At 70.1% G+C, this 16,578-nt stretch carries 14 protein-coding genes; 1 reads left to right on the top strand and 13 read right to left on the bottom strand.

Annotation, left to right across the window (positions count from 1 at the left end):
* Positions 1 to 76: 76 nt before the first annotated feature.
* From ACFWI9_RS20040 to ACFWI9_RS20025, 4 genes are all read right to left on the bottom strand, one after another.
* Positions 77 to 2,266: a hypothetical protein gene (locus tag ACFWI9_RS20040; protein ID WP_387163772.1), complete on the bottom strand. Its 2,190-nt coding sequence runs from the start codon at positions 2,264 to 2,266 to the stop codon at positions 77 to 79.
* A gap of 185 nt (positions 2,267 to 2,451) precedes the next feature.
* Positions 2,452 to 2,979: a DUF6113 family protein gene (locus ACFWI9_RS20035; RefSeq protein ID WP_387163770.1), complete on the bottom strand. Its 528-nt coding sequence runs from the start codon at positions 2,977 to 2,979 to the stop codon at positions 2,452 to 2,454.
* Positions 2,976 to 3,878: an N-acetyl-1-D-myo-inositol-2-amino-2-deoxy-alpha-D-glucopyranoside deacetylase gene (gene mshB, locus ACFWI9_RS20030; protein WP_387163768.1), complete on the bottom strand. Its 903-nt coding sequence runs from the start codon at positions 3,876 to 3,878 to the stop codon at positions 2,976 to 2,978. The genes ACFWI9_RS20035 and mshB overlap by 4 nt, the downstream gene beginning before the upstream one ends.
* Positions 3,879 to 3,949: 71 nt before the next feature.
* Positions 3,950 to 4,144, bottom strand: a complete 195-nt coding sequence (locus tag ACFWI9_RS20025) for a hypothetical protein (protein ID WP_338672758.1) — start codon at positions 4,142 to 4,144, stop codon at positions 3,950 to 3,952.
* 156 nt (positions 4,145 to 4,300) lie between these two features.
* On the opposite strand from ACFWI9_RS20025, the gene ACFWI9_RS20020 reads away from it, so the two are divergent.
* Positions 4,301 to 6,499: an alpha/beta fold hydrolase gene (locus ACFWI9_RS20020; RefSeq protein WP_387163765.1), complete on the top strand. Its 2,199-nt coding sequence runs from the start codon at positions 4,301 to 4,303 to the stop codon at positions 6,497 to 6,499.
* Positions 6,500 to 6,667: 168 nt separating this feature from the next.
* On the opposite strand, the gene ACFWI9_RS20015 is transcribed toward ACFWI9_RS20020, so the two are convergent.
* From ACFWI9_RS20015 to ACFWI9_RS19975, 9 genes are all read right to left on the bottom strand, one after another.
* Positions 6,668 to 7,396, bottom strand: a complete 729-nt coding sequence (locus ACFWI9_RS20015) for a siderophore-interacting protein (protein WP_387163763.1) — start codon at positions 7,394 to 7,396, stop codon at positions 6,668 to 6,670.
* 79 nt (positions 7,397 to 7,475) lie between these two features.
* A complete protein-coding gene (locus ACFWI9_RS20010; protein ID WP_387163761.1) occupies positions 7,476 to 8,543 on the bottom strand; it encodes an ABC transporter ATP-binding protein in 1,068 nt (355 codons plus the stop codon).
* Entirely contained in the window at positions 8,536 to 9,513 is a 978-nt protein-coding gene (locus ACFWI9_RS20005; RefSeq protein WP_387163759.1) for an ABC transporter ATP-binding protein, read from the bottom strand. Before ACFWI9_RS20005 ends, ACFWI9_RS20010 begins: the two co-directional genes overlap by 8 nt.
* 14 nt (positions 9,514 to 9,527) lie before the next feature.
* The gene (locus ACFWI9_RS20000) at positions 9,528 to 10,523 is read right to left on the bottom strand and encodes an ABC transporter permease (RefSeq protein WP_387163758.1); all 996 of its coding nucleotides are present in this window, start codon (positions 10,521 to 10,523) and stop codon (positions 9,528 to 9,530) included.
* Positions 10,516 to 11,439, bottom strand: coding sequence for an ABC transporter permease (locus tag ACFWI9_RS19995; protein ID WP_387163757.1), 924 nt, complete (start codon positions 11,437 to 11,439; stop codon positions 10,516 to 10,518). Before ACFWI9_RS19995 ends, ACFWI9_RS20000 begins: the two co-directional genes overlap by 8 nt.
* 114 nt (positions 11,440 to 11,553) lie before the next feature.
* Positions 11,554 to 13,188, bottom strand: a complete 1,635-nt coding sequence (locus tag ACFWI9_RS19990) for an ABC transporter substrate-binding protein (RefSeq protein ID WP_387163755.1) — start codon at positions 13,186 to 13,188, stop codon at positions 11,554 to 11,556.
* A 185-nt stretch (positions 13,189 to 13,373) separates the two neighbouring features.
* On the bottom strand, positions 13,374 to 14,522 hold the full coding sequence (locus ACFWI9_RS19985; RefSeq protein WP_387163753.1) for an ABC transporter ATP-binding protein: 1,149 nt from the start codon (positions 14,520 to 14,522) through the stop codon (positions 13,374 to 13,376).
* A complete protein-coding gene (locus ACFWI9_RS19980) occupies positions 14,515 to 15,573 on the bottom strand; it encodes an ABC transporter ATP-binding protein (RefSeq protein WP_387163751.1) in 1,059 nt (352 codons plus the stop codon). The genes ACFWI9_RS19985 and ACFWI9_RS19980 overlap by 8 nt, the downstream gene beginning before the upstream one ends.
* 11 nt (positions 15,574 to 15,584) lie before the next feature.
* Positions 15,585 to 16,466, bottom strand: coding sequence for an ABC transporter permease (locus ACFWI9_RS19975; protein WP_387163749.1), 882 nt, complete (start codon positions 16,464 to 16,466; stop codon positions 15,585 to 15,587).
* Positions 16,467 to 16,578 lie beyond the last annotated feature (112 nt).

Raw genomic sequence — 16,578 nt, 5'->3', positions numbered from 1 at the left:
TCGACTGGGCGGGGGGGCGTGGCGTAAGGCCGGGGGGACTTAAGGCGCGGGCGGGACACGCACGCCACCCGGACACTCACTTGAGCGGAATCTCCTGGGTGCGCTCTTCGGGCGTCTTCCCCAGCAGCGCCTTCTGCATCGCGTATGCGACGTCATCGGCGGACACCGGGCGCTCCTTGCCGTCGCGCTTGGTGACCGTGATGCCGTCGAAGACGCCGTCCAGCAGCTCGGTGATCGCCTTCTTGTCGTAGACCTCGACGAGACGGCCGTTGACGGGCTTCATCGAAAGGATCTTCGGCAGCGAGCGGGCGGGGCCGAACTGGATCTGCTTGCCGCCCGCCTGGATCGTGATGAGTCCGGACATGGCGGGCTTGGCGAACTCGTTCATCGCCCGGTCCAGTTCGGTCTGGTCGATGGTGGGCTGGCTGGTGCCGACGGGCAACTCGACCAGATTGGGCCGGCCCGTCTCGACCTGGGCGCGGTAGGCGTCCTTCACCGAGATCATCGACTTGCCCACGTCCAGCGACGCACCCGCCTTGCCGGGTACGGCGACGGCCTTGTTCGGCTCGAACCTGATCGTGCCATCGGTGGCGGATCCTGAGGCGATCGCCAGGTCCGAGAGCGCGACTTGGAGCTTCTCCTCGTCCACGGGGAAGACGGGCTGGGCGACCCGCTCGGCGTCGAACAGGGAACCGATGACGGATACCGGGTTGTAGTCGGTGCCCGCCGCGGCGCGCACGGTCGCCTGGCTGTCGAGGGCGAGTCCCGCCTTGTCCGGGGCGAGCTTCTCCTTCTTGCCGCCCACCGCGAGCTCCAGCGGGGTGGTGACCCGGTCGCCAAGGGCGGCGTCCAGCTTGGCGACTGCCTCCTCCTTGGTGCCGCCGCCGATGTCGATGCCCAGGACCGTGGTGCCCTTGGGCACATCGGACTGGTCGAGCAGCAGTCCGGCGCCATAGGCGACGGCCAGCACGCCGAACACGCCCGCACCCGCGAGTACGGCCTTGGACCGCCCCTTCTTCGCCGGCCTCGCGGGGCGCGGCGCCGCGGCCGGAGCCGGAGCGTCACCTGGCGCCGGCGACGGGGGTCCGGACGGGCCGGGGAAGTCCCGCAGGGCGTGGTCCCGTGCGTCGAAGTCCGCCCCGGGGCCGGAGCCGGGCACGGGACCGGACGAGGGCCAGGGGCTCACATCCGGGCCGCCCACAGGCGCCACGGGACTCGCGGGAGCCGCAGAGACCGGCGGCGCGAACGGCGAGCGCTGCTGGGCCGGGACCACGGGGATACCGCTGGTCAGCGTGTCACCGGAGACATTGCCCGCGGGGGTGGACGGTCCTGGCATGGCGGTGGGGCCGGTGTCGGACGGCGACTGCGGGGTCAGCACGGCAGTGTCGTCGCCCAGCCGCGGGGCACGACCGGCACCGCCGCCCGTGGCGCCCGGGATTCCCGGCGCCGCGGGTGCACCTGGTGCCCCTGACGGCCTTGCGGCTCCCTTGGCGAAGGGCGAGGTTCCGGTGGCAGGCCCGGTCGTGGGCCCCGCGGGACCACCGGCCCGGGCAGGACCAGCGGGCGCGGCAGCTCCCGGCGCGCCCTGCGGGCGAACGCCGCCCGGCTGAGGCGCGGTGGGCCCGGCCGGGACCCCCGCAGCAGCCGGGGCGGCAGGCGCGGCCTGGGCGGGAACGGAGGGCTGGGCAGGCGGCTTGCGCGGCGCGAACCAGTCGCTCGTCTTCTGCTCGGCCGGCCTGTCCACCGGCGTCCGGGCCGGACTCTCTTCCTCGGCGGGGGACGCGTCGCGCGGCCGGACGGGTGCGGACGCCCCCGGCACCTCGCCGACCGCCGCGGGCCGCGGGGTGCTGCCGGTGCGCTCGGCCAGCCGCTCGCCCCCGCCTCCCAGCGTTCCCGGTGTATCCAGCGAACCGAGCGCACTCACCGGACCCGGCGTGCTCTTGGCACCGCTCGCGCTCTTTCCGCCCTCGGTGCCGTTCGCACCGTCCGCCGCGCGGCGTGCGTCCAGATCACTCATCGGCGTACGCATGACGACCGGCGGGATCGGCCGCGAGCCCGGAATGTTGATCCGGATACGCGTGGTCAGCGTGGTCTCGGTCCTGGGCTCATCCGGCTTCGGAGCGGATTCGGCGCCCTCATCCGTGGCGTCCTGCGCGGGGTGCAGCGACGGATACTGGCGCGATCCGTACGGCGGTGTAGCGGAGGGGTACGCGGCTCCGCCGCCCCCCTGGGGGCCGGAGGACGAACTGTCAGTTTCACGACTCAAAGCAGGTTCTCCCGATCGGCTCCGCCGCCCGTTTCCTACTGGCACTACTGCTTCGGGCGACTCGGCAGCGCGCACCACCATACTGGCCGCCGTCGGCAGGCACCTGTGGACAGGGGAGCGGCGCGGTGCGCGCACCGCCGGCCGCCACCCACCCACAGCGGTCATTTCGGCCCGAGAAGGACACCTCACGCGCCAAGTGAGCCGGTTCGTCCGCCCGATGACCACGCCCGCGACATGGTGGCACAGATCACAGCCAGCGCCACCCCTCCCAGCAGGAACAGCATCTCGCCGAGCCCGCCCACGAAGAGGCCGTCGCCTTCCGGCCGCCCGGCACTCAGCAGCAGCACCGCCACGATCCAGCCGGCCGCCGGCACCAGCGCCCCGAACTGCGTCGCGACGGCGCGCACGCCCCCGTAGAACAGCCCCGCGCTGCCGGCGAGCGCGAGCAGCAACCCGGCCGGGAACCAGGCGGCTTGGACCAGTGAACCGGCCGCCCCCACCACGAAGCCGAGAACCAGCAGCACGACATATCCCGCGATTCGTCCGGGTTTCAGCGACTGGCCCGGCCAGGATCCGGACTGGGATAGCTCGTTCGGCTGAGCCGACCGGTGCTGCTGACGCTGCGGCCGCGGCTCGCCCGGCCCGCGCGACTCACGCGGCTCGCTCGACGCCTTCGGCCTCGCCGGCCTCTTCGGATCCTGCGGCTCCGTCACAGGGCCACCCCCTCGAACAGGTCGTACTCACGCTCGCCCGCGCGGGCGCCGGATGTGCCGCGCGCCAACTCGTAGCACTCGGTGGTGAACAGCGGCTGGCCAAGTCCATTCGAAAGTGCGAAAAACGGACCGTCCACCACGATCTGGGTCGCATGCGCGCGCATCGCGGCGGCCTTGCGGTCGGCGTACGCACTGCCGTCGATCTCGGCGGTGATCCACGCGTCGTCCACGACACCGGGAACGTCCGCCAGGCTCGCGATGCCGGAGATCCCGGGAACCGCGCCTGGGGTCCCGGCGGCGCGCAGTGCGGCGAAGCCGTCTTCGGCGAGGGACTTCGGCACCCTGTTCCAGTAGATCTTGGCGATGGAGTGCGGCTCGCCCAGGTCCGGCCGGAAGGCGGGGTCGGCAGCGAGGTCGGTGGCCCGCATCGCGACCCGGTGTGCCTGGATGTGGTCGGGGTGGCCGTAGCCGCCCTCCGGGTCGTAGGTGACGAGGACCTGCGGCCGTACCGAACGGATCACCTCGACGAGGTGGTAAGCGGCGTCGTCCACGGCCGCGCTCCAGAAGGCGCCGTCGCGCCGGTTCTGCGGCAGGCCCATCATCCCGGAGTCGCGGAAGCGCCCCGGGCCGCCGAGGAAGCGGTGGTCGGTGACACCCAGCTCGGCCATGGCCGCGGCCAGTTCCCCGATCCGGTGCGCGCCGAGCGTGTCCTCCCGGTCGGCGGTCAGCCGGATGAGCGCGGGCGGGATGACCTCGCCCTCCTCACCGAGGGTGCAGGTCACCAGGGTGACCTGGGCGCCTTCGGCGGCGTACCGCGCCATCGTGGCACCGTTGTTGATCGACTCGTCGTCCGGGTGCGCGTGCACCAGCAGCAGACGACGGGCTGGGAGCTCCGTCATGCCCCCAGCCTACGAGGCCCCGCGACCGGACCCTGGACCTGCCCGGACTGGGCCCGGTGCCGTGCCCGGCCCTAGAACTTGAGGCCGCCGATCATCCCCGCGACGTTCGTGGTCAGCTGGCTGATCGTGGGCGCGATGGACGAGCTCGCGAGGTAGAACCCGAGCAGCATGCAGACCGCCGCGTGCCCCGCCTTCAGACCAGATTTCCTGACCAGCAGGAAGACGATGATCGCCAGCAGCACCACCGCCGAAATCGAGAGTGCCACGGCGGTTCACCTCCACAGATATTCGGCCGGTAAAGGGCAGATCGCATGTGCCGGAGGAGTCATACCCACCTCGCGCTAGGGATCATAACTATCCATAGGCACGCATCGATCGGTGCACGGCAGCACGTGGGGGCGCACGGCATTAGATTCGGCCATATGACCTCCAGGCAGCAGCGCTCCCTCACCCCCGCAACCCCTTCCGCTCCGCCCGGTTTCCCGCGCCAGTACGCCAGGACCCAGCGCTTCGGACTCGGCGCGCCCCGAGCGTTCACGGTGGCGCCGGACGGCTCTCGGGTGGTCTTCCTGCGCTCCCTCTCGGGGACGGAAACGGCCAACCGGCTGTGGGTGCTGGACCTCGCGGACACTCCCGGCACCGCCGGCCCGGAGGGCGGTGCCGACCCTGCCGCCGAGCGGCTGGCGGCTGACCCTGACGTGCTGCTGGACGGCGCTGCCGAGGAGTTGTCCGCAGAGGAGCGGGCGCGACGGGAGCGCAGCCGTGAGGGCTCCGGGGGGATCGTCTCGTACGCCGTCGACCGTGCGGTGGAGTTGGCCGCGTTCGCGCTGTCCGGGCGGCTGTTCACGGCGGAGCTGCGGGCGGGCACGGCCCGCGAACTGCCCGCGACCGGGCCGGTGATCGATCCGCGGCCGTCGCCGGACGGGCGGTTGGTCGCCTACGCGGCGCGGGGGGCGCTCCGGGTGATCGGCGCGGACGGCGAGGGGGACCGTGCGCTGGCCGAGCCGGAGGACGACGAGGTCTCCTACGGTGCCGCGGAGTTCATCGCGGCCGAGGAGATGGGGCGCTCCCGTGGGTTCTGGTGGTCGCCCGGGAGCGACCGGCTGCTGGTGGCACGGGTCGACGAGTCCCCCGTACAACGCTGGTGGATCGCCGATCCGGCGCGGCCGGAGCGGGAGCCCGCACAGGCCGCCTACCCCGCGGCGGGGACGGCCAACGCGGATGTACGGCTGTTCCTGCTCGGTCTCGACGGGACGCGTACCGAGGTGGAATGGGACCGGGCGCGGTACCCGTATCTGGCCCGGGTGCACTGGTCGGCGAGCGGTGCCCCGCTGCTGCTGGTGCAGGAGCGGAGGCAGTGCGCCGCGGCGTATCTCACCGTGGACACCGCCACCGGCGCGACCCGCACGGTCCGGGTGGACGAGGACCCCGGGTGGCTCGAACTCCGCGACGGGGTGCCCGCCTGGTCTCCGGACGGGCGGCTGGTGCGGATCGCCGACGAGGACGGCGCCCGGGTGCTCGCGGTAGGCGACCGGTCGCTGACCGGACCCCGGTTGCATGTGCGGGCGGTGCTGGACATCGGGGAGCGGGACATCCTGGTGTCGGCCTCCGCCGGCGCGGAGGCGACGGAACCCGAGATCGGTGAGATCCATGTGTACCGGGTCGGCGAGAGCGGCGCGGAACGCGTCTCCGAGGGCACCGGGGTGCATTCGGCGGTGCGTTCCGGTGGCGTGACCGTGCTCGCGTCCGCCCGGCCGGAATCGAGCGGCGCGACGGTACGGGTGGTGAAGGACGGCAAGCCGCTCGCCGTGATCGCCTCGTACGCGCAGCGGCCGGTGCTGTCCCCGCGCATGGAGCTCACGGAAGGGGGCACGCGGCGTATCCCGTGCGCCGTGCTCCTCCCGTCGGAGTGGCGGGAATCGGACGGTCCGCTCCCGGTTCTGATGGACCCGTATGGGGGACCCCATGGACAGCGTGTGGTTGCCGCGCACAACGCGCACCTCACCTCCCAGTGGTTCGCCGATCAGGGTTTCGCGGTGATCGTCGCGGACGGCCGGGGCACCCCGGGCCGCTCCCCCGCCTGGGAGAAGGCGATCAAGCACGACTTCACCCTCACGCTGGACGACCAGATCGAGGCGCTGCACGCGCTCGCCGAGCGGTATCCGCTGGATCTGGGCCGGGTCGCGATCCGCGGCTGGTCGTACGGCGGCTATCTGGCGGCGCTGGCCGTGCTGCGCCGGCCGGATGTGTTCCACGCGGGTGTGGCGGGCGCTCCGGTGACCGACTGGCGGCTCTATGACACCCACTACACCGAGCGGCATCTGGGTCTTCCTGACGAGCAGCCCTCGGTGTACGCCGGGAACTCCCTGGTCACGGACGAGGGTCTGAGCGGTGCGGCGGACCCGGCACGGCCGCTGATGGTGATCCACGGCCTGGCGGACGACAACGTGGTGGCGGCGCACACCCTGCGCCTGTCGTCGGCGCTGCTGGCGGCGGGCCGTCCCCACGAGGTGCTGCCGCTCAGCGGGGTCACCCATATGACGCCGCAGGAGGAAGTCGCGGAGAACCTGCTGCTGCTTCAGGTGGACTTCCTGAAGCGGTCCCTGGGGGAGCGAGCCTGACGGCGGGCGGGAAGCGACCGGCCGGGGGACTCATGTCTCCCCGGCCGGTCAACGGCACCCGCACGGCCGTACGGAGTTCAGCGTGCCGCGTCCGTATATCGGATGCGCTTCGGCGGCATTGCCCGGTTGTTAACGCGCCGGCCGCCAAGCGCGCTCGTACGCAGGGGATCAGACGGTTCGCCAGTAGCCGAGGGCGTTCACCCGGTCCTTGGGGATGCCGAGTTCCTTGCGCAGGTACGAAGTGAGGCCGCGGGTCGTCGCGGCGTCGCAGGCGATCCAGAGGAAGGCCTTGGCCGGGTCGTCACCGAGCAGTCCGGGCAGCGCGGCCCGCACCTCGGCCGCCAGGTGCGCCCCGGCGTCCCGGCGCGGCACCGTGCGCAGGTCGTGGCGCTCCGCGTCGATACGTATCGGCAGGTCGGCGTCGGACGGGTGCGGGGTCTCGAACCAGATGGTGGCGGGGGTGTCCGGCATGGCGTCGAGCAGCGAGTTGACCGCGGGAAGCGAGGCGGGATCACCGATCACGAACATCCGGGGCGGCAGCGGGTCGGGCACGGTGAAGCCGGTGCCCTGCACAGTGGCTTCGATGGTGTCACCGAGCTTGGCGGCGCAGGCCCAGTCGCTCGCGCGGCCGTCATGCAGGGCGAACTCGAGGCTGAACGTCCCGACGGCCGGATCCGGGTCCACCAGCGTGTAGGCGCGCTGGTGCGGCTTGCCCTCGTTCTCGAACCAGAGCCGCACCCACATCGTGGGGTGCACCCCGGTCGCCTCCAGCATGCCGCCGTCGCTCAGGCGCAGTCTGCGGTACCGCTCGGTGACCTGTTCGGCGCCGGTCACGGTGAACGTGAAGTCCTTGCCCCGCATCAGCTTGAGGACGACGCCCTCCCAGCCATGCCCCACCGTGCTCTCCTCCCCGCCCCGACAATATAGGTTAGGGCAGCCTAACCTAAAGGAATGCCGAAGCCTCCTCCGAGTCTCTTCAAGCAGTGTCCGGCCGGGCGGGGTCAGCCTCGCCCGGCCCCGGCCCCGGCACCAACTGCCGTTCGGCGGCGAAGTGGCAGGCCGAGTCATGACTCGCGGGCCCATCGGCACGCCGGAACTCCTCGGGCACCGCCAACTCGGGCACCTCCACGGCACACCGCTCCCGCGCCTTCCAGCAGCGGGTACGGAACCGGCAACCGGAGGGGACGTTCGCCGGGGAGGGAACATCACCTGAAAGGATGATCCGCCCGCGCCGGTCACGTGCCTCGGGGTCCGGCACCGGGACGGCCGACAGCAGCGCCTGGGTGTAGGGATGCGTCGGGTGCTCGTAGATCTCCTCGTCCCGGCCGAGTTCCACGATGCGGCCCAGGTACATCACACCCACCCGGTCGGAGATATGACGCACGATCGACAGGTCGTGGGCGATGAAGACGTAGGACAGGTCGAACTCGTCCTGGAGCTTCTCCAGCAGATTGACGATCTGGGCCTGCACGGAGACGTCCAGCGCCGACACCGGTTCGTCCGCCACGATGACCTCGGGCCGCAGCGCGAGCCCGCGGGCGATGCCGATCCGCTGGCGCTGGCCGCCTGAGAACTGGTGCGGATACCGGTTCAGGTACTCCGGGTTGAGTCCCACGACCTCCAGCAGTTCCTGGACCCGGCGGCGCCGGTCGCCCTTGGGCGCGGCCTCCCGGTGGATCTCGTACGGCTCCCCGATGATGTCGCCGACCGTCATACGCGGGTTGAGCGACGTGTACGGGTCCTGGAACACCATCTGGATCTGGCGCCGGACGGCCTTGAGCGCCCGGCCCGACAGCCTGGTGATGTCCTCGCCCTTGTAGCGGATCTGCCCGCTCGTCGGCCGCTCCAGATGGACCAGCAGACGCGCGAGGGTCGACTTGCCGCAGCCCGACTCGCCCACGATGCCGAGGGTCTCGCCCGGGAAGAGGTCGGCGTCGACGCCGTCGACGGCCTTCACCTCCCCGACCTGCTTCCTGAAGAGCACGCCCCGGGTGAGCGGGTAGTGCTTGTGCAGACCGCGCACCTCGATGATCGGCTCAGCCATGGAGGCACTCCCTCCAGAAGAAGCAGGCACTCGACCGGTCCGGCCGGTCCGTGGCGAACAGCTCAGGCTCGTCCGTCAGACACACGTCCCGGGCCATCGGGCAGCGGGGGTGGAACGCGCAGCCGGGCGGGACGTGCACCAGACTCGGCGGCAGTCCCCTGATCGCGTACAGCTCCAGACCCTTCCGGTCCAGGCGCGGGATGGAGTCCAGCAGGCCGCGGGTGTAGGGGTGAGCGGGTGCCTTGTAGAGGTCCCGGACGGGCGCGGTCTCCACGATCCGGCCCGCGTACATCACCGCGATCCGGTCCGCGACATCGGCGACGACACCGAGGTCGTGGGTGATCAGGATCAGACCCATGCCGTACTCGCGCTGGAGCTCCGCGAGCAGCTCCATCACCTGGGCCTGCACGGTCACGTCGAGCGCGGTGGTCGGCTCGTCCGCGATGATCAGGTCGGGCTCCAGCGCAAGCGCCATGGCGATCATGATGCGCTGGCGCATACCGCCGGAGAACTGGTGCGGATACTGGCCGACGCGTTCCCGGGCCGCCGGAATCCTGACCCGGTCCATCAGCTCCACGGCCCGGGTCCTGGCGTCCCTCCTGGACATGCCCCGGTGCACGGTGAACATCTCCCCGAGCTGTTCACCGACGGTCAGCACGGGATTGAGGGCGGAGAGCGCGTCCTGGAAGATCATCGCCATTCGGGCGCCCCGGACGGCGCGCCGCTCGTCCTCACGGAGCTTCAGCAGGTCCCGGCCCTGGAACAGCACCTCACCACCGGTGATCCGGCCGGGCGGGGTGTCGAGGATGCCCATGACTGCCTGGGCTGTGACGGACTTCCCGGAGCCGGACTCGCCGAGCACGGCCAGGGTCTCACCCGCGTCGACGGCGTAACTGACGCCGTTGACGGCCTTGGCGACTCCCTCCCTGGTACGGAACTCCACGTGCAGATCACGTACTTCGAGCAGCATGGCGGCAGGGCTCCTCAGCGCAGTCGGGGGTCGAGCGCGTCCCGTACCGCGTCGCCGAGCATGATGAACGCCAGCACGGTGATCGCGAGTGCTCCGGCCGGCCACAGCAGCATGTGCGGGGCGTTGCGGATGTACGGGGACGCGGCGGAGATCTCGATGCCCCAGGAAACGGTGGGGGGGCGCAGGCCGACGCCGAGGTAGGACAGCGTCGCCTCCAGCGCGACATACGTTCCGAGGGCGATGGTGGCCACGACGATGACCGGGGCCACCGCGTTGGGCGCGATATGGCGGAGCAGCAGCCGCGCCGGGGACGCGCCGAGGGCGCGGGCGGCCTGGACGTAGTCGTTCTGCTTGACGGTGATCACCGAGCCGCGGGCGATCCTGGTGATCTGCGGCCAGCCGAGCAGCACCATGAAGCCGATCACCGGCCAGATCGTGTCGCTGGTGACGACGGAGAGCAGGACCAGGCCGCCCAGGACGACGGGGATGGCGAAGAAGACGTCGGTGAGCCGGGAGAGCAGGGAGTCCGCGATCCCGCCGAAGTACCCGGCGAGGCCGCCGAGTACGGACCCGAGCAGGGCGACGCCCAGTGTGGCGCAGACCCCGACGGCCACCGAGGTGCGGGCGCCGTAGACGACCCTGGTGTAGACATCGCAGCCCTGGCCGTCGAAGCCGAAGGGGTGCCCGGGCTGGGAGCCCTGCTGGGCTTTGGCGAGGTCGCAGTCCAGCGGGTTGCCGGGGGCGATCAGCGCGGGCCAGAGGGAGATGACCACCAGGAACAGGATGACCAGGCCGGAGATGACGAAAACGGGGTTGCGGCGCAGATCGCTCCAGGCGTCGGACCACAGGCTCCGTGGCCGGCCGGCGGGGCCGCCGGGTGGCGCCGCCCCGAGTCCGCCCGCCGGGCGTGTCTCCAGCGTCACGCCCTCGCTCGTGGCGAGGTCCATCGCACCGCCGGCGCCGGTGGGGGCGATGGCTCCCCCGTTGTCGTACGGCTGGGACTCAGGCATAGCGGATCCTCGGGTCGAGAACGGCGTAGAGCAGGTCGACCAGCAGGTTCACCAGCAGGAACACCAGCACCAGCACCGTGACGAAGCCGACGACGGTCTGCGTGTTCTGGCGAAGGATGCCCTGATAGAGCTGGTAGCCGACGCCATGGATGTTGAAGATGCGCTCGGTGACGATCGCCCCGCCCATCAGGGCCCCGATGTCCGCGCCGATGAAGGTGACGACCGGGATGAGCGAGTTGCGCAGCAGATGGCGGCTGATCACCCGGCGGCGCGGCAGCCCCTTGGCGATGGCGGTACGGACGTAGTCGGCGCGCCGGTTCTCGGCGATGGAGGTCCGGGTGAGCCGAGTGACGTACGCGAGGGATACGGAGGCGAGTACCAGTCCGGGGACGATCAGTTCGCCGAGCAGTGCCTCGGAGGAGACCGAGGGCCTGATCCATCCCCACTCGACACCGAGCAGCAGCTGCAGCAGCAGGCCGGTCACGAAGGTGGGGACGGAGATGACCACCAGGGTCAGCAGCAGCACGGAGGTGTCGACGGGCCGTCCACGCCGCAGCCCGGTGAGCACGCCCAGGGTGATACCGATGACGATCTCGAAGAAGATCGCGACGAGGGTGAGCCTGAAGGTGACCGGGAAGGCGGTGCCCATCAGCTCGGTGACGGGCTGCCCGTTGAAGGCGGTGCCGAAGTCACCGGTGAAGACATTGCCCATGTAAGTCGCGTACTGCTGCCAGAGGGGCTGATCGAGACCGAATTCCGTGCGCAGTCGGGCGGCGGTCGCCGGGTCGCACTGGCGCTCTCCGCACAGTCCGGCGATGGGGTCGCCCATCACGTTCACCATCAGGAAGATCAGCAGCGTGGCTCCGAAGAAGACAGGGATCATCTGGAGCAGGCGGCGGATTACGTAGCGTCCCATCAAGGGCTCCCTGGGGTGGTGCGGGTCCGGCCGGTGCGGGGCCGGATGGCCCCGTGACCGCACGGGCGCGTGGCCGCGTGTCAGCGGTCAGCGGTCAGCGGCAGTTCAAGGCCGTCAGCCGGACACCTTGATCTCGTTGTAGACCGGGACGCTGAACTGGTTCAGCTGGACATTGCTGATCCGGTCCGAGTAGCCGGCGCTGCCGTTCTGGTACCAGAGCGGGATCGCGGCCATCTGGTCGCGTACGACGGTCTCGGCCTGCTTGAAGGTGTCGATGGCCTTGGCGGGGTCGGTCTCGGCGTTGGCCTGGTCGACCAGCCGGTCGAACTTCTCGTTCGTCCACTTGCCGTCGTTGGACGAGGCGTTGGTGTAGTAGAGCGGCTGGAGGAAGTTCTGGATGAGCGGGTAGTCCATCTGCCAGCCGGCCCGGAAGGGGCCGACCAGCTTGGACTGGCTGATCTGGTTGCGGTAGTCGGCGAAGGTGCCGACCGGGCTGCTGGTGCAGGCCCGGTCGTTGCCGAGGGCGTTGTTGATGGAGTGGCACACGGCGTCGACCCACTCCTTGTGCGAGCCGCTGTCCGAGTTGTACGTGATCGTCAGCCGGCCGCCGGGGATACCGCCGCCCTCGGCGATCAGTCGCTTGGCGTGCCTCGGGTCGTAGGTGCAGTACGTGCCGCAGAGCGCGTCGTCGTAGCCCCCGTCGGGCCCGAGCACGGGCGAGGTCCAGTCCCTGGCGGGGGTACGGGTCTTCATGAAGATCTTGTCTGTGATCTGCTGGCGGTTGATCGCCATGGAAAGGCCCTGGCGCACCTTCTCCTGGCCGGGCTTGTTCCAGGCCGGGTCGTAGTAGGGGAAGGCCAGGGTCTGGATGATGCCCGCGGGGGTGTTGATGTAGCGGTCGCCGAGGTCGGCCCGCACATGCTTGAGCTGCGAGGCGGGGATGTCGTCGACGAGGTCGAGGTTCCCGGCCGTCAGGTCTGTGTAGGCGGTGTTGCTGTCGGTGTAGACCACAAGGTCCACACCGCCGTTCCTGGCCTTGTCGTCGCCGGGGTAGGCGTCCCAGCGGCGCAGGGACATCCGCGAGCCCTTGGCGTAGGAGTCGACGGCGTACGGGCCGTTCCCGACGGGCTTGGCGAGCCACGCATCGTGGTCGGTGAAGAAGCTCTTCGGCAGCGGGGCGAAGGCGGCGTAGCCGAGGGTCTCGGGCCAGGTGGAGAACTTCTGGCTGAGTGTCACGGTGAAGGTCCGCGGCCCGGTGACCTTGAGCCCCGACAGGGTCCCGGCGGTGGGTTCACCGGATTCGGGGTGGACCTGGTCGTAGCCCTGGATGTAGCCGAAGAAGTAGGCGTTGCGCTGGTTGTTCCTCAGATGGGCACCGTAGTTCCAGGCGTCCACGAAGGACTGCGCGGTGACGGGCTCTCCGTTGGAGAAGGTCCAGCCGTCCTTGACGGTGATGGCGAAGGTGGTGGAGTCCGTGGTGTCGATCTTCTCGGCAAGCATGTCCTGCGCCTCGCCGGTCTTCGGGTCGTAGCGCTTGAGCCCCCGGAAGATCAGGTCAAGGACCTTTCCGCCCTGGACCTCATTGGTGTTCGCCGGCTCCAGCGGATTCTGCGGATCGCCCCACGACGAGCTCACGATCCCGTCGGCACCGCCGCTGCCACCCCCGCCGCCGCAGCCCACCGCGGCGAGCGCGAGGGCGAGCGCGACGGCGGCCCGCGTGGCGGATGTGGCCTGCACGGCTGGGCGCATGGGATGTCCTCCTCGGGGTCCAGGAAGACAAGTAGACCCCAATATCACCCCAAAACCTGACATTACACGCAGCGGTAGTGTCGGACAGCGGAGAGGCGACCAGACGGCGGCGCGGGGTCAGACCGGCAAAGGAAAAGGCGCCCCGGCCGCAACGGCCAGGGCGCCCTCAGGTATCACGACCACCGTCAGGAGGCGTGCACCACGTCCTTCTCCTCGGCGAAGTGGCACGCCGACTCGTGCGCGGCGTGCGAGTCCGAGCCCTGGAAGCGCTCGGGGATCGCCAGCAGCGGCACCTCGGTGGCGCACTTGTCCTGCGCCTTCCAGCAGCGGGTGCGGAAGCGGCAGCCGGACGGCGGGTTCGCCGGGGACGGCACGTCACCGGTGAGGATGATGCGCTCGCGACCCTCACGGGCCCGCGGGTCGGGCACCGGCACGGCCGACAGCAGCGCCTGGGTGTAGGGGTGCGTCGGGTGGTCGTAGATCTGCACGTCAGTGCCGATCTCGGCCATCTTGCCGAGGTACATCACACCGACCCGGTCGGAGATGTGCCGGACGATCGACAGGTCGTGGGCGATGAAGACATAGGACAGGTTGAACTCGTCCTGGAGCTTCTCCATCAGGTTGATGACCTGCGCCTGCACCGAGACATCGAGCGCCGAGACGGGCTCGTCGCAGATGATGATCTCCGGGTTGAGCGCCAGACCACGGGCGATACCGATGCGCTGGCGCTGTCCGCCGGAGAACTGGTGCGGATACCTGTTGATGTACTCCGGGTTCAGACCGACGACGTCGAGCAGTTCCTGCACCTTGCGGCGCCGGTCGCCCTTCGGGGCCACCTCGGGGTGGATGTCGAAGGGCTCGCCGATGATGTCGCCGACCGTCATACGCGGGTTGAGCGAGGTGTAGGGGTCCTGGAACACCATCTGGATGTTCCGGCGGACCGCCTTCAGCGCACGGCCGGACAGCCGGGTGATGTCCTGGCCCTTGTAGAAGACCTCGCCGGCCGTCGCCCTCTCCAGCGACATCAGCAGCTTGGCGACCGTGGACTTGCCACAGCCGGACTCGCCCACGATGCCGAGGGTCTCGCCCTGGTAGAGGTCGAAGGAGACCCCGTCCACGGCCTTGACCGCGCCGACCTGCTTCTTGAAGAGGATGCCCTGGGTCAGCGGGAAGTGCTTGACCAGGTTGCGCACCTGGAGGATCGGCTCACCGCGGTCGACCGGAGCCTCGATGGCCGCTACGGCCTCGGCCTCGCTCCTCGCGTCGACCGCCTCGACCTCGGTGACGTTCGGGGTCGCGTCCACGGCCTCATCCTTCTTGCTGGTCTCAGCCATGGATCGTCTCCTTCCAGAAGTGGCACGCGCTTCCGCGGCCGAGCAGCTCGGTTCCGTCCTGCTCGCTCACCGGGTGCAGAGCGGGGATCTCCGTGCGGCAGATGTCCTCGGCCTTCGGGCAGCGCGGGTTGAAGGCGCAACCGGTCGGCACGCGGAGCAGGTTGGGCGGCAGCCCCTTGATCGCGTAGAGCTCCTGGCCCTTCTGGTCCAGGCGCGGGATCGAGTCGAGCAGTCCCCTGGTGTACGGGTGCGCCGGGCGCTCGTACAGCTCGTGTACGGGCGCGGTCTCCACGATCCGGCCCGCGTACATCACCGCGATCTTGTCCGCGACATCGGCGACGACACCGAGGTCGTGGGTGATCAGGATCAGACCCATGTTGTACTCGCGCTGGAGCTCCGCGAGCAGGTCCATCACCTGGGCCTGCACGGTCACGTCGAGCGCGGTGGTCGGCTCGTCCGCGATGATCAGGTCGGGCTCCAGCGCCAGCGCCATGGCGATCATGATGCGCTGGCGCATACCGCCGGAGAACTGGTGCGGGTAGTCGCTGACACGTGCCGCCGCGGCCGGGATCTTGACCTTGTCCATCAGTTCGATGGCCTTGGCCTTGGCCTCCTTCTTGGAGAGGCCCTGGTGCACCCGGAACATCTCGCCGAGCTGGTAGCCGACGGTCAGCACGGGGTTGAGGGACGACAGAGCGTCCTGGAAGATCATGGCGATCTTCCGGCCGCGGATCTGCCGGCGCTCCTCGAAGGACATCTTGAGCATGTCCTGGCCGCGGAAGAGGATCTCGCCCTGCGGGATCTTTCCGGGGGGCATGTCGAGGATGCCCATGATGGCCTGCGCGGTGACGGACTTGCCGGAGCCGGACTCACCCAGCACGGCGAGCGTCTCCCCGGCGTTCACCGAGTAGTTGACGCCGTTCACTGCCTTGGCCACGCCGTCGCGGGTGTGGAACTCCACGTGCAGGTCACGGACTTCGAGCAGCGGACCTTCATGGTCCTCGGCGCCCCGCTGGGCGGGGACGGGCGCGGTCTCGTCGATGGTGGTCACTTACGCCCTCCTCAGCGCAGCTTCGGGTCGAGGGCGTTGCGGACGGCTTCGCCGAGCATGATGAACGCCAGAACGGTGAGGCTCAGCATGATCGAGGGGAACAGCAGGATGTGCTGCGCCGTACGGATCTGGGAGACACCTGCGGAGACGTCGACACCCCACGAGACGATGGGCGAGGCGAGGCCCAGACCCAGGTAGGACAGCGTCGCCTCGGCCGAGATGTAGGCACCGAGCGCGATGGTCGCGACGACGATCACCGGAGCCATGGCGTTCGGCAGGATGTGCCGGAACAGGATCCGCGTCGTACCGGCGCCGAGGGCCTTGGCCGCGTGGACGTAGTCGGCCTCCTTGACGGTGATCACCGCACCGCGCATGACGCGGGTGATCTGGGTCCAGCCGAGGAACGCCAGGGCGAAGACGACCACCCAGATGGTGCGGTCCGTGAAGGACTGGAGGACGACCATCGCGCCGAGCAGGAACGGGATACCGAAGAAGATGTCGGTGAGCCGGGACAGCACCGCGTCGACGATGCCGCCGAAGTAGCCGGCGATCATGCCGAGGATGCCACCGACGACCGTGACGATCAGGGTGACGGCGACACCGACGATGATCGAGGCACGAGTGCCGTGGATCAGACGGGCGTACACGGAACGGCCCTGGCCGTCCCAGCCCAGCCAGCCGTCCGAGCCGACCTTGCTCAGCTCGGGCTTGCCCAGGTAGTGGTTCACCAGATCGCCCGCCGTGGGCGAGGCGCTGGTGAACCAGGTCGGGAAGGCCGCGATCAGCAGCAGGAAGAAGATCAGAACGGACGACACCAGGAAGTACGGGTTGCGCCGCAGGTCCCGCCAGGCGTCTCCCCAGAGGCTGCGCGCCTTCTCCTGCTTCGCGGGCACGGTCTCCGCCGCGGTTGCGGGGGGGCGGCCCGCCGCGCGGCTCGCGGGCGGGGGGGGGGGGGGGGGGCGCGCGGCGCCATCGGGGGGCGGCGCGCCGGGCTCGCGCGGGGCT

Source organism: Streptomyces sp. NPDC127084 (assembly GCF_042724175.1).
In the GTDB taxonomy this organism is placed as follows: Bacteria; Actinomycetota; Actinomycetes; order Streptomycetales; family Streptomycetaceae; genus Streptomyces.
Note: the sequence above shows the minus strand (reverse complement) of the source record. Positions and strands in the feature narration are given on the sequence as shown.